Origin of the sequence: Roseovarius sp. CAU 1744 (assembly GCF_039839345.1) — a bacterium.
Lineage (GTDB): Bacteria > Pseudomonadota > Alphaproteobacteria > Rhodobacterales > Rhodobacteraceae > Roseovarius.
The window spans coordinates 129604-154411 of record NZ_JBDOQV010000004.1; the positions used below are offsets into that span (position 1 = coordinate 129604).

Annotated in this window: 26 protein-coding genes; 11 read left to right on the forward strand and 15 right to left on the reverse strand. The window is 63.7% G+C overall.

All coding sequences use genetic code 11. The features are described from left to right. Positions 1-16 precede the first annotated feature (16 nt). Together AAFO92_RS09325 and AAFO92_RS09330 are read right to left on the reverse strand one after the other, a co-directional pair. Positions 17-880, reverse strand: a complete 864-nt coding sequence (locus AAFO92_RS09325; RefSeq protein ID WP_347534460.1) for a lysophospholipid acyltransferase family protein — start codon at positions 878-880, stop codon at positions 17-19. An 82-nt stretch (positions 881-962) separates the two neighbouring features. Then, on the reverse strand, positions 963-4379 hold the full coding sequence (locus AAFO92_RS09330) for an indolepyruvate ferredoxin oxidoreductase family protein (RefSeq protein WP_347534461.1): 3417 nt from the start codon (positions 4377-4379) through the stop codon (positions 963-965). A 160-nt stretch (positions 4380-4539) separates the two neighbouring features. Here AAFO92_RS09330 and AAFO92_RS09335 point away from each other — a divergent pair, with 160 nt between their 5' ends. Further along, positions 4540-5445 (forward strand): LysR family transcriptional regulator, encoded by a 906-nt coding sequence (locus tag AAFO92_RS09335; protein WP_347534462.1) that lies wholly within the window; start codon positions 4540-4542, stop codon positions 5443-5445. 220 nt (positions 5446-5665) lie between these two features. Continuing rightward, positions 5666-6127: a GNAT family N-acetyltransferase gene (locus tag AAFO92_RS09340; protein ID WP_347534463.1), complete on the forward strand. Its 462-nt coding sequence runs from the start codon at positions 5666-5668 to the stop codon at positions 6125-6127. On the opposite strand, the gene AAFO92_RS09345 is transcribed toward AAFO92_RS09340, so the two are convergent. Beyond that, positions 6120-7256: a Xaa-Pro peptidase family protein gene (locus tag AAFO92_RS09345; protein ID WP_347534464.1), complete on the reverse strand. Its 1137-nt coding sequence runs from the start codon at positions 7254-7256 to the stop codon at positions 6120-6122. The two genes, AAFO92_RS09340 and AAFO92_RS09345, sit on opposite strands and share 8 nt — an antisense overlap. Before the next feature lie 153 nt (positions 7257-7409). Here AAFO92_RS09345 and purL point away from each other — a divergent pair, with 153 nt between their 5' ends. The 5 genes from purL to grxD all read left to right on the forward strand — a co-directional run bounded on the left by purL (position 7410) and on the right by grxD (position 11103). After that, entirely contained in the window at positions 7410-9575 is a 2166-nt protein-coding gene (purL, locus tag AAFO92_RS09350; protein WP_347534465.1) for a phosphoribosylformylglycinamidine synthase subunit PurL, read from the forward strand. 85 nt (positions 9576-9660) lie between these two features. Next, the gene (locus AAFO92_RS09355) at positions 9661-10194 is read left to right on the forward strand and encodes a type III secretion system chaperone (protein ID WP_347534466.1); all 534 of its coding nucleotides are present in this window, start codon (positions 9661-9663) and stop codon (positions 10192-10194) included. Positions 10195-10271: 77 nt separating this feature from the next. After that, positions 10272-10511, forward strand: coding sequence for a BolA/IbaG family iron-sulfur metabolism protein (locus AAFO92_RS09360; RefSeq protein ID WP_347534467.1), 240 nt, complete (start codon positions 10272-10274; stop codon positions 10509-10511). Continuing rightward, positions 10508-10744: a hypothetical protein gene (locus AAFO92_RS09365; protein WP_347534468.1), complete on the forward strand. Its 237-nt coding sequence runs from the start codon at positions 10508-10510 to the stop codon at positions 10742-10744. Before AAFO92_RS09360 ends, AAFO92_RS09365 begins: the two co-directional genes overlap by 4 nt. Further along, positions 10741-11103 carry a Grx4 family monothiol glutaredoxin gene (grxD, locus tag AAFO92_RS09370; protein WP_347534469.1) on the forward strand — a complete coding sequence of 121 codons (363 nt, stop codon included), beginning with the start codon at positions 10741-10743 and terminating at the stop codon, positions 11101-11103. The genes AAFO92_RS09365 and grxD overlap by 4 nt, the downstream gene beginning before the upstream one ends. A gap of 130 nt (positions 11104-11233) precedes the next feature. Here the strand turns inward: grxD and AAFO92_RS09375 are convergent, their stop codons facing one another. Continuing rightward, the gene (locus AAFO92_RS09375) at positions 11234-12274 is read right to left on the reverse strand and encodes a permease (protein ID WP_347534470.1); all 1041 of its coding nucleotides are present in this window, start codon (positions 12272-12274) and stop codon (positions 11234-11236) included. A gap of 92 nt (positions 12275-12366) precedes the next feature. Between AAFO92_RS09375 and AAFO92_RS09380 the strand changes: the two genes are divergently transcribed. Next, the gene (locus tag AAFO92_RS09380; protein ID WP_347534471.1) at positions 12367-13230 is read left to right on the forward strand and encodes a LysR substrate-binding domain-containing protein; all 864 of its coding nucleotides are present in this window, start codon (positions 12367-12369) and stop codon (positions 13228-13230) included. Here AAFO92_RS09380 and AAFO92_RS09385 read toward each other — a convergent pair. Beyond that, entirely contained in the window at positions 13227-13622 is a 396-nt protein-coding gene (locus AAFO92_RS09385) for a cell division protein ZapA (protein WP_347534472.1), read from the reverse strand. The genes AAFO92_RS09380 and AAFO92_RS09385 overlap by 4 nt on opposite strands. Beyond that, on the reverse strand, positions 13622-14113 hold the full coding sequence (locus tag AAFO92_RS09390) for a hypothetical protein (protein ID WP_347534473.1): 492 nt from the start codon (positions 14111-14113) through the stop codon (positions 13622-13624). Before AAFO92_RS09390 ends, AAFO92_RS09385 begins: the two co-directional genes overlap by 1 nt. Before the next feature lie 189 nt (positions 14114-14302). On the opposite strand from AAFO92_RS09390, the gene tkt reads away from it, so the two are divergent. Beyond that, the gene (gene tkt / locus AAFO92_RS09395) at positions 14303-16318 is read left to right on the forward strand and encodes a transketolase (protein ID WP_347534474.1); all 2016 of its coding nucleotides are present in this window, start codon (positions 14303-14305) and stop codon (positions 16316-16318) included. 277 nt (positions 16319-16595) lie between these two features. Here the strand turns inward: tkt and AAFO92_RS09400 are convergent, their stop codons facing one another. Then, positions 16596-17156 (reverse strand): hypothetical protein, encoded by a 561-nt coding sequence (locus AAFO92_RS09400; RefSeq protein ID WP_347534475.1) that lies wholly within the window; start codon positions 17154-17156, stop codon positions 16596-16598. Then, complete coding sequence (locus AAFO92_RS09405; RefSeq protein ID WP_347534476.1) at positions 17153-18910, reverse strand: peptidoglycan-binding domain-containing protein; 1758 nt, start codon at positions 18908-18910, stop codon at positions 17153-17155. The genes AAFO92_RS09400 and AAFO92_RS09405 overlap by 4 nt, the downstream gene beginning before the upstream one ends. Positions 18911-19157: 247 nt before the next feature. On the opposite strand from AAFO92_RS09405, the gene gap reads away from it, so the two are divergent. Then, positions 19158-20159 carry a type I glyceraldehyde-3-phosphate dehydrogenase gene (gap, locus tag AAFO92_RS09410; RefSeq protein WP_347534477.1) on the forward strand — a complete coding sequence of 334 codons (1002 nt, stop codon included), beginning with the start codon at positions 19158-19160 and terminating at the stop codon, positions 20157-20159. 71 nt (positions 20160-20230) lie between these two features. Then, on the forward strand, positions 20231-20374 hold the full coding sequence (locus AAFO92_RS09415) for a hypothetical protein (protein WP_347534478.1): 144 nt from the start codon (positions 20231-20233) through the stop codon (positions 20372-20374). A 206-nt stretch (positions 20375-20580) separates the two neighbouring features. On the opposite strand, the gene ureG is transcribed toward AAFO92_RS09415, so the two are convergent. Genes ureG through AAFO92_RS09450 form a run of 7 tightly spaced genes read right to left on the reverse strand, consistent with a single transcriptional unit; the run spans position 20581 to position 24807 of the window. Beyond that, entirely contained in the window at positions 20581-21192 is a 612-nt protein-coding gene (gene ureG / locus AAFO92_RS09420; RefSeq protein ID WP_347534479.1) for an urease accessory protein UreG, read from the reverse strand. Beyond that, positions 21189-21836: an urease accessory UreF family protein gene (locus AAFO92_RS09425; protein WP_347534480.1), complete on the reverse strand. Its 648-nt coding sequence runs from the start codon at positions 21834-21836 to the stop codon at positions 21189-21191. Before AAFO92_RS09425 ends, ureG begins: the two co-directional genes overlap by 4 nt. Positions 21837-21839: 3 nt before the next feature. Further along, positions 21840-22313 carry an urease accessory protein UreE gene (locus tag AAFO92_RS09430; RefSeq protein ID WP_347534481.1) on the reverse strand — a complete coding sequence of 158 codons (474 nt, stop codon included), beginning with the start codon at positions 22311-22313 and terminating at the stop codon, positions 21840-21842. Between the two features lie 10 nt (positions 22314-22323). Then, positions 22324-24036, reverse strand: a complete 1713-nt coding sequence (gene ureC / locus AAFO92_RS09435) for an urease subunit alpha (RefSeq protein WP_347534482.1) — start codon at positions 24034-24036, stop codon at positions 22324-22326. Beyond that, positions 24036-24341 carry an urease subunit beta gene (locus AAFO92_RS09440; RefSeq protein WP_347534483.1) on the reverse strand — a complete coding sequence of 102 codons (306 nt, stop codon included), beginning with the start codon at positions 24339-24341 and terminating at the stop codon, positions 24036-24038. The genes ureC and AAFO92_RS09440 overlap by 1 nt, the downstream gene beginning before the upstream one ends. Further along, entirely contained in the window at positions 24338-24493 is a 156-nt protein-coding gene (locus AAFO92_RS09445; RefSeq protein WP_347534484.1) for a hypothetical protein, read from the reverse strand. Before AAFO92_RS09445 ends, AAFO92_RS09440 begins: the two co-directional genes overlap by 4 nt. 11 nt (positions 24494-24504) lie before the next feature. Next, positions 24505-24807, reverse strand: a complete 303-nt coding sequence (locus AAFO92_RS09450) for an urease subunit gamma (protein WP_347534485.1) — start codon at positions 24805-24807, stop codon at positions 24505-24507. Position 24808: the final 1 nt, after the last annotated feature.

Genomic DNA, 24808 nt, shown 5'->3' on the forward strand with positions numbered 1-24808 from the left:
CTGCGCCCAGGTGCTGTCAATCCCATTCGAACCCGACCGACCGCGAGTCAACCGGTTCCGGTGATAGCTCATACGTTTTATGACGCAGGAATTCCATCAGTGATTTTGCATTTTTCGCAAGCGGGTCCAGAACATCGCGATTCAGCGGCCTGCCTACCGAGATCCTGACCGGGCTGTCCACGCGCCTGCCGAACTCCTTGATCAGCAGGCCCATGCGCAGGGTCTGGTGCATATGGCTGGCGACCTGGAACAACCGGCTGTTCTGCCCCTCGAAGAACAGCGGCACAACCGTGGCCCGCGATTTCGCCACCATGCGCGCCGTGAACCCGCGCCAGCCGGGATCCATCGGCTGCGAGAACGGCCTGGCCGAGGTGGCGACCGCCCCGCCGGGGAAAATACCGATCGACCCATCCTGCGCCAGCAGGTTCAGCGCCTGCCGGCGCGTTTCCAGATTGGTGCGCACACCCTCTCGGGTTTCCTCAAAGCTGACCGGCAGGACGAACCGGTTCAGGTCTTCGGCCTTGCGGAAAACGGAATTGGCCAGGATGCGGAACTCTCCGCGTGTCTGGCGCAGGATCAGCCCCATCATCAGCCCGTCGAGAATGCCGTAGGGATGATTGGCGATCAGAATAAGCGGCCCGTTGCGCGGGATGTCGCCAAGGCTTCCCCGCCGCACGTCCAGCGACAGCCCGTAGCGTTCTGCCATCACCTGCCAGAAATCGCGCCCGGCGGCGACCTCGTCTTCGTAGCCGCGCGCACGCTTGATCAGGGTGATCCGGCCGGTCAGGTTCTCCATCGTCCGGATGACGGCCCGCCCGCCCCGCGTCTCGGCCGAGTGCGAATAGCTGACGTCGCGCACGACGCGGGGATGAGGCTGCATTGACGGCCCTCCGGCGGCGATTCTGTCGCCCGTTGCTCAACCAGAATATATTGATCCACCAATTCTTACAGTTTCATGACACTCACTGTGCCGCTTCGGACAGCGGCTCACCACCGGCCCGGATCGTTACCAGCAATTCCTCACGGCGCTTGGCGGCCTTGGCCTCGTTCGCTTGTTTGACGGGGCCGAAACCCCGGATCTGCAGCGGCAGCAGCGCCAGCGCCAACACCGCATCACGAGTCTGAGCATCCAGCTTCGGCAGCACCTCGGTCATGTCGCGTTCATATTGCCTGATCAGCGCGCGTTCCATCCGGCGTTCGGCGGCATAGCCGAAAATGTCCAGCGGGGTGCCGCGCAGGCCCTTCAGCTTCGCAATGATTTTCAGCGGTCTTGCCATCCACGGCCCGAAGCGACGCTTGACCGGCCGCCCGTCGGACCCCTTCTTCGACAGGATCGGCGGAGCGAGATGGAAGGTCATCCTGAAATCGCCGTCGAATTCGGCCGCGGCCTTTTCCTGACTGGTCAGCAGAAGCCGCGCGACCTCGTATTCATCCTTGTAGGACAAGAGCTTGTGATAGCCCTGTGCGACCGCCAGTTTCAGGCCTTCATCCTCGATCCCGTTGACCAGCTTGCGATACCGCTTGGCCAGCCGCTTGCCCTGATAGGCCACCAGGTGATCCGCGCGGTAGGCGATCTTTTCCTCGGGCGATTTCGGCAGTTCGATCACTTTCGGCTGGGTCAGCCCTGCGGCATCGCCGGGATGCAGCGCCGCCCAACGGCCGATTTCGAATGCGCGAAGGTTCCTGGCGACGGCCGCACCGTTCAGTTCGATCGCCGCGGTGATCGCCTCGTGGCTCAGCGGGATCAGCCCGCGCTGCCAGGCCGCCCCAAAGATCATCATGTTGGAAAAGATCGAATCGCCCATCGCCGCCCGCGCCAGTTCGGTCGCGTCGAACAATTGCACCCCGTCCTTCAACCGCGCCTGCAGCGCCAGTTCCAGCCGGTCGGTCGGCAGTTTGAACTCGGTATCGCGGGTGAAATCGCCGGTGATGATCTCGTGGCTGTTCACCACCGCGCCGGTGCGCCCGCGCTTGGTCAGACCCAGGGTCTTGGCCCCGGCGCTGACCACCAGATCACCGCCGATCAGCGCATCGCATTCGCCGGTGGCGACGCGGATGGCATTGATATCGGCGGGGCGCTCGGCCAGACGGCAGTGGATATGCACCGCGCCACCCTTCTGCGCCAGCCCGGCCATTTCCATCATGCCCGCACCCTTACCGTCGATCTGCGCCGCCTGCGCCAGAACCGCGCCGATGGTCACCACACCGGTGCCGCCGACGCCGGTGATCACCACGTTATGGGTGCCGTCGATCTTGGGCAGTTCCGGCTGCGGCAGATCGGGCAGGTCAAGCTCGGCGGTTTGCTGTTTCCTGATCTCGGCGCCTTCCAGCGTCACGAAGGACGGGCAGAACCCCTTGAGACAGCTGAAATCCTTGTTGCAGCTCGACTGGTCGATCGCCCGCTTGCGGCCCAGCTCGGTCTCGACCGGGACGATCGACACACAGTTCGACTGCACCCCGCAATCGCCGCAGCCCTCGCAGATATCGGTGTTGATGAACACCCGTTTGTCCGGGTCCGGGAAAGTGCCCCGCTTGCGGCGGCGGCGCTTTTCGGCAGCACAGGTCTGGATATAGACAATGGCCGAGACACCGTCGATCTCCGACATCCGCTTCTGCACATCCATCAGATCTGACCGTTCCCTGATTTCAACACCTTGCGGGAACATCTTGACGTCAACATCCTCCTTCTCGTCATAGACAACCGCCAGGTGCTTGACGCCCATCGCCTTCAGCTCGGCCACGATCCGCGGCGCGTCCAACCCGCCCTCGTTCGGTTGCCCGCCGGTCATGGCGACCGCGTCGTTGTAAAGGATCTTGTAGGTAATGTTCGTGCCGGCAGCCAGGGCCGCGCGAATGGCCTGCACACCCGAATGGTTGTAGGTGCCGTCACCCAGGTTCTGGAACACGTGCTTGCGGGTAGAAAACGGCGCCTCGCCGATCCAGTTCGCCCCCTCGCCGCCCATATGGGTAAAGCCGGTGGTCTCCCGGTCCATCCACTGCACCATGTAGTGACAGCCGATCCCGGCATAGGCGCGCGCACCCTCGGGCAGCCTGGTGGAGGAATTATGCGGGCAACCCGAACAGAAATAGGGCAGCCGCGATGCAATCTCCTCGGCATTGTCATTGCGCCGCGCGTCGGCCAGCAGTTCCAGCCCGGCCTTCACCCGGTCGGTGCCGCGCCCTTCCTCAATCAGGATTTCGCCCAGTTTCTCGGCAATCATGATCGGGTCCAGCGCGCCGCGGGTCGGGAATAGCTCGTCGCGGTGCAGGCCGCCTGCGCCGCCCTTGTACCAGCCGTAGACGCGGTACCGGTTATCGTCGAACAGTGCCTCCTTGATCTGGATCTCGATCAGCTTGCGCTTTTCCTCGACCACAACGATCAGGTCCAGCCCCTCGGCCCAGTCATGGAATCCCTTCATGTCCAGAGGAAAGGTCTGCCCGACCTTGTAGGTGGTGATGCCCAGCCTTTCGGCCTCTGCTGCGTTGATGCCCAGCAGGTCCAGCGCATGAACCAGATCAAGCCAGTTCTTGCCCGCGGCGACAAATCCGATCTTGGCACCCGGCTTGCCGAACATGCGCTTGTCCATCTTGTTGGCGTGGCTGAACTCTTCCGCCGCGAAGCGCTTGAAATCGATCATCCGCGCCTCTTGCAGATGCGGCGTATCGCCCAGCCGGATGTTCAGCCCGCCCTCGGGTATGGTGAATTCGGGCGTCACCAGTTGCATCCGGTCGACGCGCCCGTCGACCACCGAGGTCGCCTCGATCGTGTCCTTCATGGTCTTCAGCCCGACCCAGAGCCCGGAAAACCGGCTGAGCGCATAGCCATAGATGCCGTAATCGATGATTTCCTGCACCCCAGCCGGGCTGACCACCGGCATGTAGGCATCCACAAGCGCCCATTCCGACTGGTGCAGCACGGTCGAGGATTCGCCGGTGTGGTCGTCGCCCATCGCCATCAGCACGCCGCCATGTCTGCTGGTGCCGGCCATATTGGCGTGGCGCATCACGTCCCCGGTGCGGTCAACACCCGGCCCCTTGCCGTACCACAGGCCGAATACGCCATCAAACCGGCCTTCGCCGCGCAGTTCCGCCTGTTGCGTACCCCACAGCGCGGTCGCCGCCAGATCTTCGTTCAGGCCCGCGTTGAAGGTGACGTTGGCCTCGCCCAGCAGCTTGGCGGCACGGGTCATCTGCAAATCCACCGCGCCCAGCGGCGATCCGCGATACCCGCTGACATACCCCGCCGTGTTCAGCCCCGCCGCCCTGTCGCGCGCCGCCTGCGTTAACATCAGCCGCACAAGCGCCTGCGTCCCGTTCAGCAGGACGGGCGATTTCTCCAGGTCGAACCGGTCTTTCAGTGACACTTCTTGCTTGCTCATCATGGCCTCCCACGGCGTGGCGTGCTGCATCTCAGTATAGGGCGATAATAGGTCAAAACATCTGACCTACAAAGCGGAAATTGGTGGAATGAGCGGTGTATCTCGGCAGGTTTTTTGCTATTGCGTGGTCAGGGGGAGTATTGAACAGAAAGTTGCGGTTATGGATTGGGACAAGCTCAGAATATTTCACGCGGTAGCTGATGCCGGTAGCCTGACACATGCCGGCGACCAGCTGCACCTGTCGCAATCGGCAGTGTCCCGCCAGGTTCGGGCGCTCGAAGAATCACTCAATGCCACGCTGTTCCACCGCCATGCCCGAGGGCTGATTCTGACCGAACAGGGCGAATTGCTGTTCGACGCCACGCGCGCGATGATGAAGCGGCTGGATGCCGCCACCGCCCGGATCCGCGACAGCGAGGAAGAAGTCTATGGCGAGCTGCGCGTCACCACCACCATCGGATTCGGCACGCTGTGGCTGGCCCCGCGCCTGCCCAAGCTCTATGAGAAATTTCCCGATCTCAAGATCGACCTGATGCTCGAAGAGAAGGTGCTGGACCTGCCGATGCGCGAGGCCGATGTCGCCATCCGCATGAAAGAGCCCAGCCAGGCCGACCTGATCCGCAAACGCCTGATGACCGTGCACATGCGCCTCTACGCCGCGAAATCCTATTTTGACACGCATCCCATGCCTGAGAGCCCGCAGGAGCTGCATGACCACCGCCTGATCTGCCAGAACCCGCGATCGGCGCAGGTCGGGGCCGGTGCCGTGCTGGTGAAAGAGCTGATGACGCACGACATCCCGTCGCGCCTGACGGTCAACAACTATTACGGCGTGCTGCAAGGCGTGCTGAACAATCTGGGAATCGGTGTTCTGCCGGATTACCTGAGCAACGATTTTCCGCAGCTGGTCCCGGTGCTACCAGAGGTAGAATCAACCGAAGTACCGGTCTTTCTGGCCTATCCCGAGGAATTGCGTCACTCAAAACGCATCGCCGCGTTCCGGGATTTCGTTCAGGAAGAAATTTTTGCTTACAGGAAAAACATGCAAAAACAGTCGGCTACCTGACATCGGGCTGCGGTATGCGCACAATGCATAGCAGCATTGCCATGCGCGGTGAAGGATTACGCTTGATCGACTCGCTCCCGATGCCTAATTCACCCCCTGAAGGTGATAGCCGCAAGGCGGTCACCATCATACCTCCCTGTTGGACTAAGGCCGAGCTTTTTGCTCGGCCCTTTTTTTTGCGCGGCGTTGAATAACCGTGCCCGCCCGCGTATCCATCGGCATGGCTTCGCTTCTGATCCGACCGCCGCACCGGTCCGAACTGGATGACCTGTCGGCCCTGAAAATCCGCTCCAAGGCCTATTGGGGATATGACGCAGACTTCATGCAGGCCTGCGCGGAGGAGCTGACACTGCGGCCTGAGCATCTGACCAACAGCGCCGTGGCAGTGGGTGAGCTGGACGGCACCCCCGCCGGTGTCGCGCGAGTAAGTGTCACCGGGCAAAATGCCGATCTTCTGGGGCTGTTCATTGACCCGCCCTTTATTTGCACCGGGATCGGCCAGCAGCTGTTCTGCTGGTGTGTGACCACCGCCCGCGAGTTGGCCGCAACGCGCATGCTGATCGAGGCTGATCCCGGCGCTGCAGGTTTCTATGAACGGATGGGCGCCCGGCGGATCGGGTCCGCGCCCTCGGAGTCAATACCTGGCCGGATTTTGCCGCTCCTGGAGTTCTCGCTCAGATAACCGGGATGTCGGGTCCGGCCAGGGGCGACAGAAGGCGGGGCCCGTCGGCACGGATCACGATGTTTTCCTCATGCACCATCAATTTCCCCTTGCCGGTTTCGATCCCCGGCTCCAGGGTGATCACCATACCCTCGTGCAGGATCGTATGATCCCTTGCCGTCAGCGACAGCCCCTCGGTCAGTTGCATGCCCAGGCCGTGGCCCAGCCGCCCCGCACTTTCGCCGCCGCCCACGATATCGGCCATCGCGCGCCACAGATCGCTGGCACGCGCGCCCACCCGCGCCACGTCAAGCCCCGCCTGCGTGGCCTCGATCAGGCGGGCATGGGCATCCCTGGCGGTCTGGCTAGCGCGGGTGACGGCGAAATTCCGGTCAAAGTCACAGAAATATCCGTCCAGCACCGCGCCGGTATCCAGCATCAGCACATCGCCCGGCGCCAACGCGGTATCGCTTGCCGGAGAGATCACGTCACCATAGCCGCCCTGCCCGGCGCCGCCGGCCAGATATGGCACCCAGTCAGCCCCTTCGTCCAGCAGCAGCCGCTGAAAATCGCGAAACACCGTCGACAGCGGCACGCCTTCGCGGGCGATCTCCCCGACACGGGCAAAGGCCCGGCCCGCAACCGCACAGATGGCCGCGATCTTGTCGATCTCGGCCGGTGATTTGACCATGCGCAACGTCGCGACGATCCCCCGGTCATCGGTAAAGGTCAGCCCCGCCGCGCTCTTGACCCTTTCGAAATCGGTCAGTGGCATCCGCAGGTGGCTTTCGGGGCCCGAAGGCACCCCGACCTTGCCGTCCGTCACCAGTTCGCGCAACGTCGTCGCCAGCAGGGTGACGCCGTCATCGGCCGGCTCGGGCGCCGACCAGGTGCGGATATCGCTGATCCAGGTCTTGGACATCAGCGCCGCCCCGATCGAGGGGATGACAGCCACCGGGTCACCGTTGGCCGGCACCACCAGGAACCACGGCCGGCTCGGGCTTTCCCAGAAGCGGGTCAGAAAACCGGTGAAATAGCGAATATCGGGTTCGGTCGTCAGCAGGATCGCCCCCAGCCCGGCATCTGCCATGCGGGTTTGCGCGGCCTTCAGCCGGCCTTTGTATTCGCTGTCCGGAAAACCTGCCCCCATCTTGACGTTCCTTTGCCGGAGTAACCTGTCCGCTTCCGGCCAGACAATCCGATAAGCATGATTTGGTCAAGCAACCTCGCCACTGCCCCTTTTCCCCCGGCGCGCGATACCCTAAAGAGGCGCCAACGCTAGATTTTGGGGGATTCCATCCACATGCAGGACCCGGCAATCACGTCCGAGCTGATCGCGGCACACGGCCTCAAGCCCGACGAATACGAACGTATCCTTGACATAATCGGGCGCGAGCCGAGCTTTACCGAGCTTGGCATCTTCTCGGCCATGTGGAACGAACATTGCTCTTACAAATCGTCCAAGAAATGGCTGCGCACCCTGCCCACCGAAGGCCCGCAAGTCATCTGTGGCCCCGGAGAAAATGCGGGTATCGTCGATATCGGCGACGGCCAATGCGTTGTTTTCAAAATGGAAAGCCATAACCATCCGTCCTATATCGAACCCTACCAGGGCGCCGCCACCGGCGTGGGCGGCATCCTGCGCGATGTCTTCACCATGGGCGCGCGCCCCATTGCGGCGATGAACTCGCTTTCCTTCGGCGAGCCGTCGCACCCGAAAACCCGCCAGCTGGTGCATGGCGTGGTGGCGGGCGTCGGCGGCTATGGCAACTGTTTCGGCGTGCCCACGGCGGGCGGCGAGGTCCGGTTCGACAAGGCCTATAACGGCAATTGCCTGGTAAATGCCTTCGCCGCAGGGCTGGCCGAGACCGACAAGATCTTCTATTCCGCTGCCTCTGGCGTCGGGATGCCGGTCGTCTATCTGGGGGCCAAGACCGGGCGCGACGGCGTCGGCGGCGCCACCATGGCCAGCGCCGAATTCGACGAGTCGATCGAGGAAAAGCGCCCGACCGTGCAGGTCGGCGATCCGTTCACCGAAAAACGGCTGATGGAGGCCACGCTGGAGCTGATGGCCACCGGCGCTGTCATCTCGATCCAGGACATGGGCGCGGCGGGCCTGACTTGCTCGGCCGTCGAGATGGGCGACAAGGGCGGTTTGGGCGTAAAACTGACGCTTGAGGACGTACCGCAGCGCGAAGAGAACATGACCGCCTATGAGATGATGCTCTCGGAATCCCAGGAACGGATGCTGATGGTGCTGAAACCCGAGCTCGAGGCCGAGGCGCGGGCGGTGTTCGAGAAATGGGACCTGGATTTCGCCATCGTCGGCGAGACCATCGCCGAGGACCGCTTCCTGATCCTGCACCATAACGAGGTAAAGGCCGACCTGCCGCTGTCGAAACTCAGCTCTACCGCGCCGGAATATGACCGCCCGTGGGAGGAAACCCCCGCCGCCGCGCCGCTTGACCCGGCCAGCGTGGCGCAGGTCGACCCGATTGAGGGGCTGAAGGCGCTGATCGGCGCCCCCAACTATTGCTCGCGCGAATGGGTTTACGAACAATATGACACGATGGTCATGGCCGATACCGCCCGCACGCCCGGGCTGGGATCGGGGCTTGTGCGCGTGCATGGCAGTGACAAGCTCCTGGCGTTCACCTCGGACGTGACGCCGCGCTACGTCAAGGCGAACCCGGTCGAGGGCGGCAAACAGGCGGTGGCCGAGGCCTATCGCAACCTCACCGCCGTGGGCGCCCTGCCGCTGGCCACCACCGACAACATGAACTTCGGCAACCCCGAAAAGCCGCAGATCATGGGGCAGTTCGTGGGCGCGATCAAGGGCATCGGTCAGGCGGTATCGGCGCTGGATATGCCGATCGTGTCGGGCAATGTCTCGCTTTACAACGAAACCGACGGCGCCGCGATCCTGCCCACGCCGACCATCGGCGCGGTGGGCCTGATCCGCGATGCCGGCGCGGCGATCAACGGCCGGGCCAGCGAGGGCGACGTGGCCCTGCTGGTGGGCGAAACCGCGGGCCACCTGGGCCAATCCGCGCTGCTGGCCGAACTTTGGGACCGCGCCGAAGGCGATGCGCCCCCGGTCGACCTGGCGGTCGAGAAAAGCAACGGCGATTTCATCCGCGCCAACCACGCACAGATTGCCGCCTGCACGGACCTGTCCGATGGCGGCCTTGCGCTGGCCGCGTTCGAGCTGGCCGAAGCGGCGGGCGTGGGCGTCGAGATCGACGCCGATCAGACCGCCACCCTCTTTGGTGAAGATCAGGCGCGGTACCTGATCGCCTGTTCCGCGGATCAGGCCGAGGCGCTGAGCGCCGCGGCCACCAAAGCCGGCGTGCCGGTGCAGGTCGTGGGCCGCTTTGGCGGCGATGCCGTGCGGTTCGGCGCGTCGCGGGCTTCGCTGAACGAACTTTCGGCGCTCTACCGCACGACTTTCGGGTCGGTATTCGACTGAACATTTGTTCACGTTTGCTTTAGCGGCGTGGCAAACGGGCGTTGCCCGTGCGAGATGTGGGACAGACTTGGAAAAGGACTGTCCCATGCGCCGTTACCTTCTTGCCTTCTGCCTTGCCATCGCCCCGCTGACCCTTGCCGCGCAGGAAGACCCGGAGACTGCCGAGCCGCCGATGACGCTGGAACGGCTGGGCCAGATCATCGAGGTGCTAGACGCCGAGGCGAAAACCAACGGCGCCGCCTGGCAATTGACGATCGCGGATACGATGATCTTCGTCATCACCGACGAGGATGCCGACCGGATGCGCGCCATGACACCGATCCGCAGAAGCGAGGAGGTCACGCCGGAGGAGATGATCCGGCTGATGCAGGCGAATTTCGACTCGGCGCTTGATGCCCGCTATGCCATCGCGCAGGGCACGCTCTGGGCCACGTTCATTCATCCGCTGTCGCCGCTGGAGAAGGACCAGTTCATCTCGGGTCTGGGTCAGGCGGTGAACCTGGTCAAGACCTATGGCACGCTTTATTCCGGGGGGGCGATGCAATTCGGCGGTGGTGACAGCAACGCCATCCAGCGCGAGCTGATCGATGAACTGCTGAAGAAGGGCGAGGAAATCTGAGCCTTCGCGTGCCGGCGGCATCTTGCACTCGGCGGTTGCGCGTTCTACATCTTGGGCAAGAACCAAGGAGCGCATATATGGCCATTCTCGCCTCGGATATCGAAGCACTGATCCGCGAAAGCTTCCCTGATGCCACGATCAGGGTCGAGGGCGATGATGGCGCGCATTTCGCGGCCGAGGTGATCGACGAGAGCTTCCGCGGCCAGAACCGGGTGCAGCAGCAGCGTGCCGTGATGGCAGCACTCAAGGGCAAGATGGATGGGCCGCAGGGCGAAATCCACGCCCTGGCGCTGACGACGAAGGCCCCAGACCAATGAGCCTGTTCGGGTGGATCGTCTGTGCGCTGATCGTGCTGTTCGTGGGTGCGCTTGCGGTGATGGGCAAACGCAAGGATTCCGGCCCCCGGGGCAGCGAGCCCGGCAAAGGCTATCACACCCTGACCTCTGATTATCAATCTGGCATGGGGGGTGGTCATGTAACGACGTGGAAAGTGCCGCGCGACCCCCAGGAATATGCCAAGAGATTCGTACCAAAGGACACACCGAAATGACCGACGCCAAGACCCAGATCGCCGAAACCGTCAAAGCCAATGACGTGGTGCTGTACATGAAGGGCACCAAGGACATGCCGCAATGCGGATTTTCCAGCCGTGTGGCCGGGGTGCTGAACTTCATGGGCGTTGAGTTCTCGGACATCAACGTGCTGGCCGATGACGCCATCCGCCAGGGGATCAAGGACTATTCCGACTGGCCCACCATCCCGCAGCTTTATGTCAAAGGCGAATTCGTCGGCGGCTGCGACATCATCACCGAGATGACACTCTCGGGTGAGCTGGACACGTTGTTCGACCAAAACGGGGTGGCGTATGACAAAGAGGCCGCCAACAAGATCCGCGAAGCCAACGCCTGACACCGTCTGTAACCAAGATTGGTGCGCTGGCGCGCACGCAGGATCTCTCGTCGTCGGCCTCCGACCTCCTCCTCGGGCCGCGAAATGCGACGCGCGCGACAGGGTGGCACGCGCGCCGCATCGGGCCGGGTCAGAGCGCCGTTACCGCGTCAAACCCGTAGCCGGCCAGCAGTGATCCGAAGATCGCCAACGCGAGGTAAAGCAGGAAGGGTTGCAGCCGCAGCACCGGAAAGATCGCCATTGCGCCCCAGATGCTGACCACCCCGCCCGAGACCAGGAAGGCCATCGCCGCGCCCGGGGACATGCCGTGTTCGATCAGCGCGCGGGTGAGCGGCAGGGCCGCGTATCCATCGACATAGGCCGGGGCGCCTACGAAAACCGCCAGTGGAATGGCCCAGGCGGTCTTGTGCCCGACATAACTGCTGAGCGCTTCGGGGTGCAGCAGGGCATTCAGCACATGTTCGGCCGCGAAAGCGGGGATCAGGCAGATCAGGATCAACCGGGTGGTGGCCCAGACCTGGCGGCGAAACACATCGCGCCGCGTACCGTCCGCCCAGATCGCCATGCGAAACGGCATCTTTTCCCCGCAACGCGCCGCCACGATCCGCCCCACCAGCGCATTATTCCGCAGCGGATCGGCACACCATCCCGCTCTTGCAAAGAGCAATGTCCCCGCCCCGCCAAGCAGGCCCAGCAGGACGGCCGCAATCGTCTTGCCCAGGGCAAAGCTGATCCCCAGGGTCGCCGCGGTGGTGGCCAGCATCGCCGGATCCGTCACCGGCGAGGACAGCCAGAAGGCCATCACAGGGGCCAGCGGCACCCCGCCCGCCAGCAGACCAGCCATCAGCGGCAGCACCGTGACCCCGCAGACCGGCGTGACGGCACCAATCGCGGCAGCCGCAAAGACCGCCCGGCGCATATTCCCCTCGAATGCCGCGGCGATATGGGTGTCCGCGCCGCTGGCGATGATCCATCCGGCCAGCAAAATGCCGGGGATCACCAGCGGCGCGATGACGACAAGGCTCCAGCCGACAAAGACCGCCGTCTCCAGCGCCGCCTGCGGCCAATAGATGGCGGCGGACGCTGCTGCGATCGCCACGATGACCAGTGCGATCCGTGACGCGCGGGGCCGGTCTGGTCGTTTGGTTTGCTGGTCTGCGTGATGTGCCATAGCTGCGCTCTTTCCGTTTTCCATTGCCAATATGCGGTCGGGATAGGTAAAAGAAAAATGAATAGTTAATATAGTAGATATGAGATTTTCGAATGGATAGACTCGATAGCGACCTGTTGCGGACCTTTCTTGCGGTCGCCGAGACCGGCAGCGTTACCCTTGGGGCGGCGCAAATTCTGCGCACGCAATCAGCCGCCAGCCTGCAGATCAAGCGGCTGGAGGAAACCCTAGGCCAGCCGGTCTTCCTGCGCCACGGGCGCGGGGTCAGCCTGACACCGCTGGGCGAACGGTTGCTGCCCACGGCACGCCAGATCACGACGGCGCTGGATACCACGCTGCGCACGCTGACGGCGGACGGGCTGACGGGGCGGCTGCGCCTTGGGTTTCCGGACGACCACAGCCACGGCATCCTTGCACAGATCATCGCAGCGTTCTCGCAATCACATCCCTCGGTCGAGCTGGAGGTGGTCTGCGACCTCAGCGCGCGGTTCCCGACGATGATGGAGAACGGCACGCTTGACCTGGCGGTATATGAGACCGAAACACCCGACGACCCGTCCGATGTTCTCTGGCAGGACCAGACCTATTGGGTGAGCTCGCGCAACCACGACCTGCTGGCACGGCCCGAACTTCCGGTGGCGCTGTTCGACCGCGCATGCTGGTGGCGCGACGCCGCACTGGACGCGCTGGAGGCGATGCGGCGCCCCTATCGCATCATCTATTCCAGCCAGAGCGTCCAGGGCGTCGCCGCAGCGGTCGAGGCCGGTATTGCCGTGGCACTGATGGGCAGCAACGTCATCGGTGACAAGATCATGGTCCTGGGGCCCGGGGAGGGGTTTCCCGACATGCCGAAATCCAACCTGGTCCTGCGCACATCCGGTCAGGACACCCCTGCCCTGCACAGCATCGAGGCCGCCATTCGCAAAGCTTTCGCCCGCCGCTCGGGCGCGGGTTAGCCCGCGACCTTGCCGTCAACCGTTTCCGCCAGCGCCTCGGCCCGGGCGGCTATTTCTGCCAGCGTATCGGTCACATGGTTCGGCACCACCGGCACCTCGACCCGTTCGGCCTCGGGGCGCGGTGCGCTCCGAAACTGTTCCAGTTCGGCCTCTTTCTCGGCCATCCGGTCCTCGGCCTCGCGCAGCTTGTCCTGGATGCCGGCCGTCTTGTCAGCCAGCATCAGCCCGGCCATCAGCAGCATCCGGGCCTCGGGAATGCGCCCGATCTGCGCGGCCAGAACCGACGCCTCCTCGTCCAGCATCTTCGCCGCCGCATGCAGGTAGTGCTCTTCGCCCTCCTGGCAGGCCACGTCAAAATTCCTGCCACCGATTTCAATCGTCACCTCGGGCATCAGGCATCCTCCTCCTGGTCGGCATCCGCGGGTTGGGCACCGGCAATCAGCCGTGCGAGATCTGCCATCACGGCGTCGGTCTCGGCCCGGTCTGCCGATCGCGCCGCGCGCAGCCCTTCCAGCTCGGCCAGCATGGATTTGTTGAGCAGGTGCGGTTCGGCCACACCGGCTTCGTTGGCTTCGCGCAGGGCCTTGTTGTTCTCGCGCAGTTGCTGGTTGGCCTTGCGCAGCGATTGCAACTCGCTGTCCAGTTTGCGCATCGTCTCGGCCTGCCGGTCGCCGGCTTCGGCCTGCTGTTTCTGTTTCTGCGACACGACCTTGAGGCGCTCCTCCAGCTGTGCGCAGGCCAGTTTCTCGTCCTCAAGCGCCTTGCGCAGCGACTCGAGCTCGGTCGCATCCGCGCCACCGCCGGGCGACCAGCCGTCCAGCCCCTGACCGATCCGGTCCAGTGCCGCGGTTATCCTGCGTTCCAGCTCGTCTATCTGGCTCATGCCTCAACCCCCTCAACGTTCATTTTCGCAACCGGCGCGAATCGCGCCGTCGCCTGCCACTGCCGGAGTGTACCCAATGACCGGACAAAATGCGCCCCTGAAACGTGTTGTTCTTCTGGCCGGGTTGATCTTTGGGCCGGGGCTGATATGCAGCCCGCATCTGTTGCCACTGCCAAAGGAAGACGCCCCGTGGACATCGCTGCCCTGCGCCAAGCCAATCCCGATCACTGGTCCAAAGCCGCCGCCATCCGCGCGCTGACGCTTGATGCCGTCCACGCCGCCAATTCCGGCCATTCGGGGATGCCGATGGGCATGGCCGATGTCGCCACGGTACTGTTCGAGAAACACCTGAAATTCGATGCCTCGGCCCCCAACTGGCCGGATCGCGACCGGTTCATCCTGTCGGCGGGCCACGGCTCGATGCTGCTGTATTCGCTGCTGCACCTGACCGGCTATGACGGCATGGAGCTGGACCAGATCAAGAATTTCCGCCAATGGGGCGCCCGGACGGCGGGCCACCCGGAAAACTTCCTGCATGACGGGATCGAGACCACCACCGGCCCGCTGGGCCAGGGCATCTCGAACGCCGTGGGCTTTGCCATGGCCGAAGAAATCCTGCGCGCCCGTTACGGACGCAAGCTGGTCGATCACCATACCTATGTCATCGCCGGGGATGGCTGCCTGATGGAAGGCGTCAGCCACGAGGCGATCGGCCTGGCCGGACGGCACAGCCTGGGCAAGCTGATCGTGTTCTGGGACAACAACGACATCACCATCGACGGCAAGGTCTCGCTCTCGGACAAGACCGATCAGGTCAAGCGTTTCCGCGCGGCGGGCTGGCAGGTGATCGAGATCGACGGCCACGACCCCGATGAGATCGACGCCGCGATCACCGCCGCCAAGAAGACCAAGAAACCGACAATGATCGCCTGCAAGACCCATATCGCGCTTGGCCACGCCGCACAGGATACGTCCAAGGGCCACGGTGCGCTGACGGACGAGGCGCAGATGATCGCGGCCAAGCAGGCCTATGGCTGGACAACCGGCCCCTTCGAGGTACCGGGCGACATCAAGGCGGCCTGGGAGCAGATCGGCCGGCGCGGTGCCGCGGATCACGCTGACTGGCAGGCGCGCTTCGATGCGGCCTCGGACCGGCGGCAGGCGGAGTTTACCCGGGTTTTCGCAGGCGACGCACCAAGCAAGCTTTCGGCCCGGATCAAGGCGTTGAAGAAACAGATCTCCGAGGAAAAACCGAAGGTTGCCACCCGGAAGTCATCCGAAATGGTGCTGGAGGTGGTCAACCCGATCATGCCGGAAACCGTCGGTGGTTCCGCCGACCTGACCGGCTCGAACAACACCAAGACCGGCGATCTGGGTATCTTTGACACCGACAACCGCAAGGGCCGCTACATCTACTGGGGCATTCGCGAACATGGCATGGCGGCGGCGATGAACGGCATGGCGCTGCATGGCGGCATCCGGCCCTATGGCGGCACGTTCATGTGCTTCACCGATTATGCCCGGCCGGCGATGCGGCTGGCCGCGCTGATGAAGGTGCCGACAGTTTTCGTGATGACCCATGACAGCATCGGCCTGGGCGAAGACGGCCCCACCCACCAACCGGTCGAACATCTGGCGATCAGCCGGGCGACGCCGAACACGATGGTGTTCCGCCCCTGTGACACGGTCGAAACCGCCGAGGCCTGGGAACTTGCGCTGACCTCAAGATCAACACCGTCGGTCCTGTCGCTCACCCGCCAGGGCCTTGCGACCCTGCGGCATGAGCACAAGAACAAGAACCTCACCGCCCAGGGTGCCTATGTGCTGGCCGACGCCGAGGGCAAGCGCCAGGCGATCCTGATCGCCACCGGCTCCGAGGTCGAGATTGCCATGAAAGCCCGCGACATCCTGCAGGCCGAGGGCATTGGCACCCGCGTCGTTTCGATGCCCTGCATGGAGCTTTTTGCCGAACAGGACGAGGCCTATCGCAAGCGCGTCCTGCCCGGCGGGCCGGTGCGCGTGGGCGTCGAGGCCGCCGTGCGCCAGGGATGGGATCGCTGGCTGTTGGGCGAACGCGGGCACGAGGCCAAGGCGGGTTTCGTCGGCATGTCGGGCTTCGGCGCATCCGCCCCGGCGGGGACACTCTTCGAGAAATTCGGCATCACCGCCGAGGCGGTCGCCGAACAGGTCAAATCACTGCTCTGAGCGTTCGCACGTTCAAGCGGCCCGGCGACGATTGTTGCCGGGCTGGTTTCTAATCTTTCTTCGAACAGATGGCGAGGTTGCGAACCAAGATGTGTTGACGCAAACGGAATTTTCGAAAATTCCGTATCGGAAAATTACAATTTTCCGCCCCGTTTTCTTCGAAGAAAACGGTCCCGGCATCAACTCAGCGGGTGACCGCGAAGGGCTCGAAACTTTCAGGTAAGCAGGCTTTACCACGGTCAACGCCGAACGCCTCTTGATCCAACTCAACGGGCTTTTAGGCCGATGGCTCCAGCTCGCGCGCCAGCAGATCACCCGACAGCTCGATCTGGCGCAGCTTGGTCTCGACGACCTTCACCTTCCCGACCTTCACGGTAAGTTTCGGCTGCAGCGCACCCGCCGAAACCTTGGTCACCTTGCGGTCAATTACCGTCAGCGCCACGCCGGATGCTTCAACCTCCAGCGTGACCGGCAATGGCACGGTGCGGACATCCATCATCTGGCCGATGCTCAGCCGGATTTCGGGCGTATGCGACACTTTCAGCTTGTGCTTGGCCAGCGCCGCCACGCGCGGCTTGCCGTCCACCGGCCCCTCCCGGCCGGTCAGCGCGGCGATGCTCTTTACACCTTGCCAACCCGCAAGCAGCGCATCCAGGACCGAGATCGACAGCGCGCTTTCCACCGCGTCTGCCACGCTTTTCTGCAAGGTGTCGCCATCCAGGCTGACCCCCGCCAGGCCCGCCCCGCCATCGTCAGACCTGAGCGCGGATTTGACCGCGTCAACCACATTACTGAATTCCGCCGGGGCGATGGTTTCCGCAATGGTTTCCTGGGTCATTGGTTCACCCTTTCCAGTTCCGCTTCAAACACAATCTTCGTCACCGGACCCACGCCGTCATCAACCGTCAGCACCAGTTCCGGCAATTCCCCGCCCGTGACCTCGATCACCGGCGTGGCATCCGGGTGGGCGATGACGTGGACCGAAGGCGGGACGGAGGGCATCTTGGCGTCCTGCCGCCGGAAGGCGCGGCGCAAAAGCCAGGCAACCAGGCCCAGAAGGACGATAAGGGCCACGCCCGCGATGGTCATGGGGTCTTGCCATATGGGCCGGCCCCGCTGCGGCACGGGCGGTGGCGGGGGAACGGGCCCCGGGACGCCGTCGGCGGTCAACACCGTGATCGGCAAGGGACCCGTGCCGCGATAGGGTGGCCCGGCAGATCCCGGAACCAGGTCCGGCGCGGCATCCGGTTCCGGCACCGGGAAAAGCGTCAAGGTCAATACCGGCACGTCGGGGGCGATCAGCCTGATGCGCCGCAATTCGATACGGCGGCGGGCAGTGCTGCGCCGCCCCTCTTGCGCCCAGAGAACCACCGCGCCCCCTTGCCCCGGCGCAGGCATGACCACCGGCATTTCGACCGGTGTTCCGAAGAATTCGACCACGCCCCGCTGCCCGTTGCCGGGGTTGTCGTAGAAAACGCGGCCCCTGCCCGCCCCTTCCAGACTGGCCATTACCGAGGTTTCGGCCGCGTCGCTTTCGATCAGGTTTCCGGTCAGGCCCTCGCCTGTCAAGAACAGGCGCAACGCTTCGGGGCGTTCCAGGGTAATCGCCGTTGTTGCCAAAGGCGTCGCGCCCTGTCGCGGCAATGCGGCAAACGATACCTGCCGGGTACTACCCTCGGGCGTCTCGACGCCGAACAGCAGGCCGCCGCCCGTCGCCCGCTGACTGAGAGCCTGTGCGCCATCCACCCGCATCTGCACCCACGCGACCTCGCCGGTGTTACCCGGATCGATAACGCTGACCGTCACCGAAGTCAGATCCGCCGTCACCTCGTCGGGCACCGTCACCCTGAGAGAGATCTGCCGAATTGCCAACCGCCGGTCCAGCGCCCGCGCAATGGCAGGCCAGCTGAACGCCCCGGTAATGCCGGCCTGGGTGACCGCCCGGCAGGTATTGGGCCCCGCCAGCCCGTCAATCCCGCCACCGTAAAGGCCCAGTGCGGCCAAATTGCGCTGCACCGCACGCACCGCATCCGCGGTGACATCATCAACCCGTCCACACACCGGGACGCGACGGATTGCAACGGGGATGATCGCGGAGGCATTGCCACGCCCGTCCCATGCCTGAATGGTCACCCGTACCGGCCGGTAATGCGCGGCCAGCCGGACGTTCGCCACGTAGGTCGGTCCACCGGCGCGGGTCATCGCCACCCGGCCGGCCTCGGTCCCGGCGACTGCGCGGGCGATCCCGCTGGCATCGGTAATATCGGCAATGATGCGCGCGCTGCCACGGTCGCTTGAGAACACCTCCTGCCGTGGCCGGATTACCGGCCCCTGCCGGTCGGCGGCCTGAACATCATCCTGCGAAGTCCCCCCGCCGCGCGGCTCGGTGGGTTCGGCCGCGCCCGGGCGCGTCACCTCATCGACAAAATGCTCGATTATGCCTTGCAGCAGCGGGTTGATCGGCTCTTGCGTCTGACCGGGGCGGCCGGTCTGGCCCGTCGCACCCCCCTGGTATTGCGCCAGCGCCACGCCGGGCAAGTTCAACGCCATTAGGCTGATCCACAGGATCACCGAGAGAACATGCGCTCTCATGTCAAAACACTCAGTAGCAATCAGGTCCGCGGCCATGTTGTGGCCGGACCACTTCAACTATGGCGGGTAACATAGCATCAAATTACCGTCGGCGCCACTGCCCCGGCCGTTAGCGCCACCAGCCAATAACAGGAAAACTTGTTCTCCTGTTTATCGCTAACACTGGAAATTCAGGCGATTTTCGGCTTTCAGGCCCGCAACGGCAGGTCTATATCGCGGGCAAGAAACCGCATCAGAGGAACCCGCCATGACCATCAAAGTTGGTATCAACGGCTTTGGCCGTATCGGTCGCTGCACCCTTGCCCATATCGCCCAAAGCAGCCGCGACGACATCGAGGTCGTCAAGGTCAATGCCACGGGCCCCCTGGAGACCGCGGCACATCTGATCAAATATGACAGCGTGCATGGCCGCTTTGCCAACGAGATCACGCTGGGCGATGGCACGATGGATCTTGGCAAGGGTCCGATGCAGATGTTCTCGACCTACGACATGGACGAGCTCGATTGGTCGGGCGTCGACGTGGTGCTGGAATGCACCGGCAAATTCAACGACGGCGAGAAAGCCAAGAAACACCTGGAGCGCGGCGCCGGCAAGGTGCTGCTGTCGGCCCCCGGTAAGAACGTGGACCGCACGGTGGTCTTCGGCGTCAACGATGGTGACCTGCAGGCCGGCGAGAAGATGATCTCGAACGGGTCGTGCACCACCAACTGCCTGGCGCCCGTCGCCAAGGTGCTGCACGAGGGTATCGGGATCGAGAGCGGCATCATGACCACGATCCACGCCTATACCGGCGACCAGCCGACACTGGACCGCCGCCACAAGGACCTCTACCGCGCCCGCGCCGCCGCGATGTCGATGATCCCTACTTCGACCGGCGCCGCCAAGGCTTTGGGCGAGGTGCTGCCCGCGCTGAAGGGCAAGCTCGACGGATCGGCCATCCGGGTGCCCACCCCCAACGTGTCGGCGGTGGACCTGACCTTCGTCGCCGGCAGGGACGTGACCGAGGCGGACGTCAACGACGTGGTGGCCGAAGCCGCCGCAGGTCCGCTCAAGGGCGTCCTTGGTTATGACCCGGAGCCCAAGGTTTCAATTGACTTCAACCATACCGAGGAAAGCTCGATCTTCGCACCGGCGCAGACCAAGGTGATCGGCAACCGCCTGGTGCGGGTGCTGGCGTGGTATGACAATGAATGGGGCTTTTCCGTTCGCATGGCCGATGTGGCCGTGGCGATGGGCAAGCTGGGTTAACCTTTGAAATCTTGCGCAATTTCGTCCCGTCCGGCATACCGGGCGGGATTTTTCGTTTTGGGCCGGAGCAGATGACCAACCAGATCGCCATCGCCTTGGGGGCTGTCATTCTGATCGGCCTGGGTCTGGATTGGTATTTCGGCGACTGGTCGGCGACACTTTACCTGAGCCGGAAACTGGCTGACCTGATCGAGTGGATGGCGTTCTGGCGGTAATGCCAGACGCCCGTTCGCCCGGCAGATGCCCGCGCCGCGCCGGAAATTCCGGATGCTGCTATATTTGCCAAGCCTGGCAAACCGCAGACCACGGCCATTGACAGCAACCTGACCTTGCCCAGGCCCGACCCTTGGAAAACGACCCGTCGCCGCCCCGCGCGGCAGCCTGCGGTCTCTCGATCTCGTATCTGGCAGATCGGTGCGTGTCAAAAGCCCGCGACACGGCGCATCTGCTCTACCACGCCCTCGACACCCTCGCGCTTGTTTAGGGTGCAGAAAAACGTTGGCAGGCCCGACCGCATGCGCGCCGCATCTTGTTCCATGACAGACAGGTCAGCCCCGACATGAGGAGCAAGGTCGGTCTTGTTGATCACCAGAATATCCGAGCGGGTAATCGCCGGACCACCCTTGCGCGGGATGTCCTCGCCCGCCGCGACATCAATGACATAGATCGTCAGGTCCGCCAGTTCCGGGCTGAAGGTGGCCGACAGGTTGTCACCGCCGCTTTCGATCAGCACCAGTTCAAGGCCGGGATGGCGCGCAGTCAGTTCCGCGACCGCCGCGAGGTTGATCGACGCATCTTCGCGGATCGCGGTATGGGGGCAGCCGCCGGTCTCGACACCGATGATCCGGTCCGAGGGCAGGATCTGCATACGCATCAAAGCTTCGGCGTCTTCCTTGGTGTAGATGTCATTGGTGACAACGCCGATCGAATGATCCCTGGACAGGGTTTCGGACAATGCGGCGGTCAGGGTCGTTTTCCCGGCACCGACGGGACCGCCGATACCGATGCGAAGCGGGCCATGGGGGCTGCTCATGTGCGGAATATCCTTGAATACTGGGTTTCGTGTTTCATCGACGCGATGTCCGAAATAAACGCGCTCGCTGCAAGTTGATCGACCGCGCCACCGCTTGTTTCCTCGGCAATGCGAAGGCAGAGCGGGCTGAGCGCACGGTGAAGACCCTGTGCCGCGGTCTGGCCCAGGGGCAGCAGGCGCTGGCCCGCGGCGATGAGATTCGATACCATCGCCGAGAGGTACATCTTGGCCGTAAGGGTCTGCGGCAGCCCTTCCAGATACGCGGCACGGCCCAGCGCCACAGGATAGGTCAGGCCGTCGATCTCTGCCCCCCAGATGGCGGCCGTTACCCGGCAAAAGGCGGCCCCCTGCTGATCGGTTTCCAGCAATCGCTCGCGCGAGGCGGCGAAGGCACGTGCAATGGCTTCGACCCCAAGCAGCGCCTCGGGGTCTGGCGCGTTATATGCTGCGGCGATGAGCGTGGCGTCATTACGGCCCGACCCGTGCGAAAGGACATCCTCCAGCCAGTTGCCAAGCTGCCTGCCATCGCGCACCCAGCCGGCTTGCACGGCGGCCTCAAGCCCGTGCGAATAGGCAAAGGATCCGACGGGATAGGCCGGCGACAGCCATTGCGCAAGCGTGAGGATATGGGCGTGTTCGGTCATGGCTCAATGCGGGTGGGCATGCGCGGCACCATGTTCATGCCCGTGAGAATGCGAATGGGTGCGCCCGTGGCCATATGCGCCGCCCTCGGGCGTGAACGGTTCCTCGACATCGCGCAGTTCCGCGCCAAGCCGTGCCAGCATGTCGCGGATCACGTGATCGCGCTGGATAAGGATGCGCCCGTCATCGATCTGGGCAGGCATATGGCGGTTGCCGATATGCCAGGCGAGACGCGTGAGGTTTCCCCTGACCTCCAGAAGCTGCTCAGCCGCGGGAATAACGGCGATGAGCCGCCCGTCTTCCAGCACAAACACATCCCCCGCATTCAGGCTGGTGGTGTGTTCCAGATCGACGAGAAACCGAAGGCCGCCACCGGTCGTAAGCACCTTGCGGCGCAGGAACCGGTCATCGTAGGTCAGCGTGACATGGTCGTCGGCATCGTGACCATGACGCACGGTATGGGCTTTGGGCAGATCCATCAGCGGCTCCTCAGAACATGAAATAGCGTTGCGCCATCGGCAGAACCTCGGCGGGCTGGCAGGTAAGAAGCTCGCCGTCGGCGCGAACCTCGTAGGTTTCCGGGTGCACCTCGATTGCCGGGCAGGCATCGTTGAGCCGGAGGTCTTTCTTGCCGATGCTGCGCGTGTTGCGCACGGCCACGGTCTGTTTCGCCAGCCCCAGATTTTCGCGCAGCCCCGCATCCTGTGCCGCAGCCGACACGAAAGTCACGGCAGAGCGTTCAACCGAGCGGCCATAGGCGCCGAACATGGGCCGCGAATAGACCGGCTGCGGCGTGGGGATCGAGGCGTTCGGGTCGCCCATCTGCGCCATGGCGATGGTGCCGCCCAACAGAACCATTTCGGGCTTCACGCCAAAGAATGCCGGTTTCCACAACACCAGGTCGGCGCGCTTGCCCTCTTCGATACTGCCGATCTCATGGGCCACGCCATGGGCAATCGCCGGGTTGATGGTGTATTTCGCGATATAGCGGCGAACACGGAAATTGTCGTTGTCGCCGGCCTCTTCGCTCAGGCGGCCGCGCTGCTTTTTCATCTTGTCGGCCGTCTGCCAGGTGCGGATCAGCACCTCGCCCACGCGGCCCATCGCCTGGCTGTCGCTTGCGATGATGCTGAAGGCGCCCATGTCATGCAGGATATCCTCGGCTGCAATCGTCTCGCGCCGGATGCGGCTCTCGGCAAAGGCCACGTCCTCGGGAATCGACTTGTCGAGATGATGACAGACCATGAGCATGTCGAGATGCTCTTCCAGGGTGTTCACGGTAAACGGGCGCGTCGGATTGGTCGAAGATGGCAGCACAAATTCTTCGCCGCAGATCCTGATGATGTCGGGCGCATGTCCGCCGCCCGCACCTTCGGTATGAAACGCGTGGATCGTGCGCCCTTTCATCGCTGCGACGGTGTTTTCGACAAAGCCGCTTTCGTTGAGCGTGTCGGTATGGATCATCACCTGAACGTCCATCGCATCGGCCACCGAAAGGCAACAGTCGATCGCGGCGGGGGTCGTGCCCCAATCCTCGTGCAGTTTCAGGCTGCATGCGCCGGCCAGAACCTGCTCTTCCAGCGCCGCGGGCAACGAGGCATTGCCCTTGCCTGCGAACGCAAGGTTGATTGGAAAGGCGTCCGCCGCCTGCAACATGCGGCCGATGTGCCATGGCCCGGGCGTGCAGGTCGTGGCCAGCGTGCCATGGGCCGGGCCAGTGCCGCCGCCCAGCATTGTGGTAAGCCCCGAATGGAGCGCGTCTTGGATCTGCTGCGGGCAGATGAAATGGATATGCGAATCAAAGCCCCCCGCGGTAAGGATGCTGCCCTCGCCGGCGATCGCCTCGGTGCCGGGGCCGATAATGATGTCGACATCCGGTTGCGTGTCAGGATTGCCCGCCTTGCCGATCTTGGCGATGCGCCCGTCCCTCAGGCCGACATCGGCCTTGTAGACGCCCGTATGATCGACGATCACCGCGTTCGTGATCACCGTGTCAACCGCACCTTCGGCGCGCGTTACCTGTGATTGTCCCATCCCGTCGCGGATGACCTTGCCGCCGCCAAACTTGACCTCTTCTCCGTAGGGGCCGGTCAGGTCGCGCTCCACTTCGATGATCAGGTCGGTATCCGCCAGCCGCAGCCGGTCGCCCGTGGTGGGGCCGAACATCGCCGCGTAATCGGCACGGTTTATCGTGGCTGGCATCAGAGCGCCCCCATGACTTGCTGGTTGAATCCGAAGATCTTGCGATCTCCTGCGATGGGGATGAGGGTCACTTCGCGGCGCTGGCCCGGCTCGAAGCGGACCGCTGTTCCAGCAGCGATATCAAGCCGCAGACCGCGCGCGGCGGGGCGGTCGAATTCCAGTGCCGTGTTCGCCTCGGCAAAGTGATAGTGGCTGCCCACCTGCACCGGCCTGTCACCTGTATTGGCCACGATGAGCGTGATCGCCGTGCGTCCGGCGTTCAGCTCCAGGCTGCCCTCGGCGGGAAAAATCTCGCCGGGGATCATTTGCGCCGCGCCAGCGCAAAACCGACCGCCGCAGCGCCAAGCGCGAGGCTGAGCAGCAAAAGCCAGCTTTCGCCGCCATGGGGGTGAACATGCGCGCCGTCATGGGCCAGCGCGGGGGATGCAAGAAAGAGTGGCGCAAGAGCGTATTTCATGAGGGATCTCCTTAGCGGATCGGGTTGTGAACGGTCACAAGCTTGGTGCCGTCGGGAAATGTGGCTTCGACCTGGATTTCGACGATCATCTCGGGCACGCCCGCCATACATTGATTGCGGGTGATGATCTGCGCGCCCGCCTCCATCATGTCGGCAACCGAGCGTCCGTCGCGCGCGCCTTCGACCACCGCGTCGGTGATCAGCGCAATCGCCTCGGGGTGGTTGAGTTTCACGCCGCGCGCAAGTCGCTTGCGTGCCACCTCGGCGGCCATGGCGATCAGCAGCTTGTCTTTTTCTCTCGGGGTCAGATTCATG

Bases quoted from the DNA above. Each gene is read 5' to 3' on its own strand.
- AAFO92_RS09325 (WP_347534460.1), bottom strand. From the start codon at position 880: ATGCAGCCTCATCCCCGCGTCGTGCGCGACGTCAGCTATTCGCACTCG.
- AAFO92_RS09330 (WP_347534461.1), bottom strand. From the start codon at position 4,379: ATGAGCAAGCAAGAAGTGTCACTGAAAGACCGGTTCGACCTGGAGAAA.
- AAFO92_RS09335 (WP_347534462.1), top strand. From the start codon at position 4,540: ATGGATTGGGACAAGCTCAGAATATTTCACGCGGTAGCTGATGCCGGT.
- AAFO92_RS09340 (WP_347534463.1), top strand. From the start codon at position 5,666: ATGGCTTCGCTTCTGATCCGACCGCCGCACCGGTCCGAACTGGATGAC.
- AAFO92_RS09345 (WP_347534464.1), bottom strand. From the start codon at position 7,256: ATGGGGGCAGGTTTTCCGGACAGCGAATACAAAGGCCGGCTGAAGGCC.
- purL (WP_347534465.1), top strand. From the start codon at position 7,410: ATGCAGGACCCGGCAATCACGTCCGAGCTGATCGCGGCACACGGCCTC.
- AAFO92_RS09355 (WP_347534466.1), top strand. From the start codon at position 9,661: ATGCGCCGTTACCTTCTTGCCTTCTGCCTTGCCATCGCCCCGCTGACC.
- AAFO92_RS09360 (WP_347534467.1), top strand. From the start codon at position 10,272: ATGGCCATTCTCGCCTCGGATATCGAAGCACTGATCCGCGAAAGCTTC.
- AAFO92_RS09365 (WP_347534468.1), top strand. From the start codon at position 10,508: ATGAGCCTGTTCGGGTGGATCGTCTGTGCGCTGATCGTGCTGTTCGTG.
- grxD (WP_347534469.1), top strand. From the start codon at position 10,741: ATGACCGACGCCAAGACCCAGATCGCCGAAACCGTCAAAGCCAATGAC.
- AAFO92_RS09375 (WP_347534470.1), bottom strand. From the start codon at position 12,274: ATGGCACATCACGCAGACCAGCAAACCAAACGACCAGACCGGCCCCGC.
- AAFO92_RS09380 (WP_347534471.1), top strand. From the start codon at position 12,367: ATGGATAGACTCGATAGCGACCTGTTGCGGACCTTTCTTGCGGTCGCC.
- AAFO92_RS09385 (WP_347534472.1), bottom strand. From the start codon at position 13,622: ATGCCCGAGGTGACGATTGAAATCGGTGGCAGGAATTTTGACGTGGCC.
- AAFO92_RS09390 (WP_347534473.1), bottom strand. From the start codon at position 14,113: ATGAGCCAGATAGACGAGCTGGAACGCAGGATAACCGCGGCACTGGAC.
- AAFO92_RS09400 (WP_347534475.1), bottom strand. From the start codon at position 17,156: ATGACCCAGGAAACCATTGCGGAAACCATCGCCCCGGCGGAATTCAGT.
- AAFO92_RS09405 (WP_347534476.1), bottom strand. From the start codon at position 18,910: ATGAGAGCGCATGTTCTCTCGGTGATCCTGTGGATCAGCCTAATGGCG.
- gap (WP_347534477.1), top strand. From the start codon at position 19,158: ATGACCATCAAAGTTGGTATCAACGGCTTTGGCCGTATCGGTCGCTGC.
- AAFO92_RS09415 (WP_347534478.1), top strand. From the start codon at position 20,231: ATGACCAACCAGATCGCCATCGCCTTGGGGGCTGTCATTCTGATCGGC.
- ureG (WP_347534479.1), bottom strand. From the start codon at position 21,192: ATGAGCAGCCCCCATGGCCCGCTTCGCATCGGTATCGGCGGTCCCGTC.
- AAFO92_RS09425 (WP_347534480.1), bottom strand. From the start codon at position 21,836: ATGACCGAACACGCCCATATCCTCACGCTTGCGCAATGGCTGTCGCCG.
- AAFO92_RS09430 (WP_347534481.1), bottom strand. From the start codon at position 22,313: ATGGATCTGCCCAAAGCCCATACCGTGCGTCATGGTCACGATGCCGAC.
- ureC (WP_347534482.1), bottom strand. From the start codon at position 24,036: ATGCCAGCCACGATAAACCGTGCCGATTACGCGGCGATGTTCGGCCCC.
- AAFO92_RS09440 (WP_347534483.1), bottom strand. From the start codon at position 24,341: ATGATCCCCGGCGAGATTTTTCCCGCCGAGGGCAGCCTGGAGCTGAAC.
- AAFO92_RS09445 (WP_347534484.1), bottom strand. From the start codon at position 24,493: ATGAAATACGCTCTTGCGCCACTCTTTCTTGCATCCCCCGCGCTGGCC.
- AAFO92_RS09450 (WP_347534485.1), bottom strand. From the start codon at position 24,807: ATGAATCTGACCCCGAGAGAAAAAGACAAGCTGCTGATCGCCATGGCC.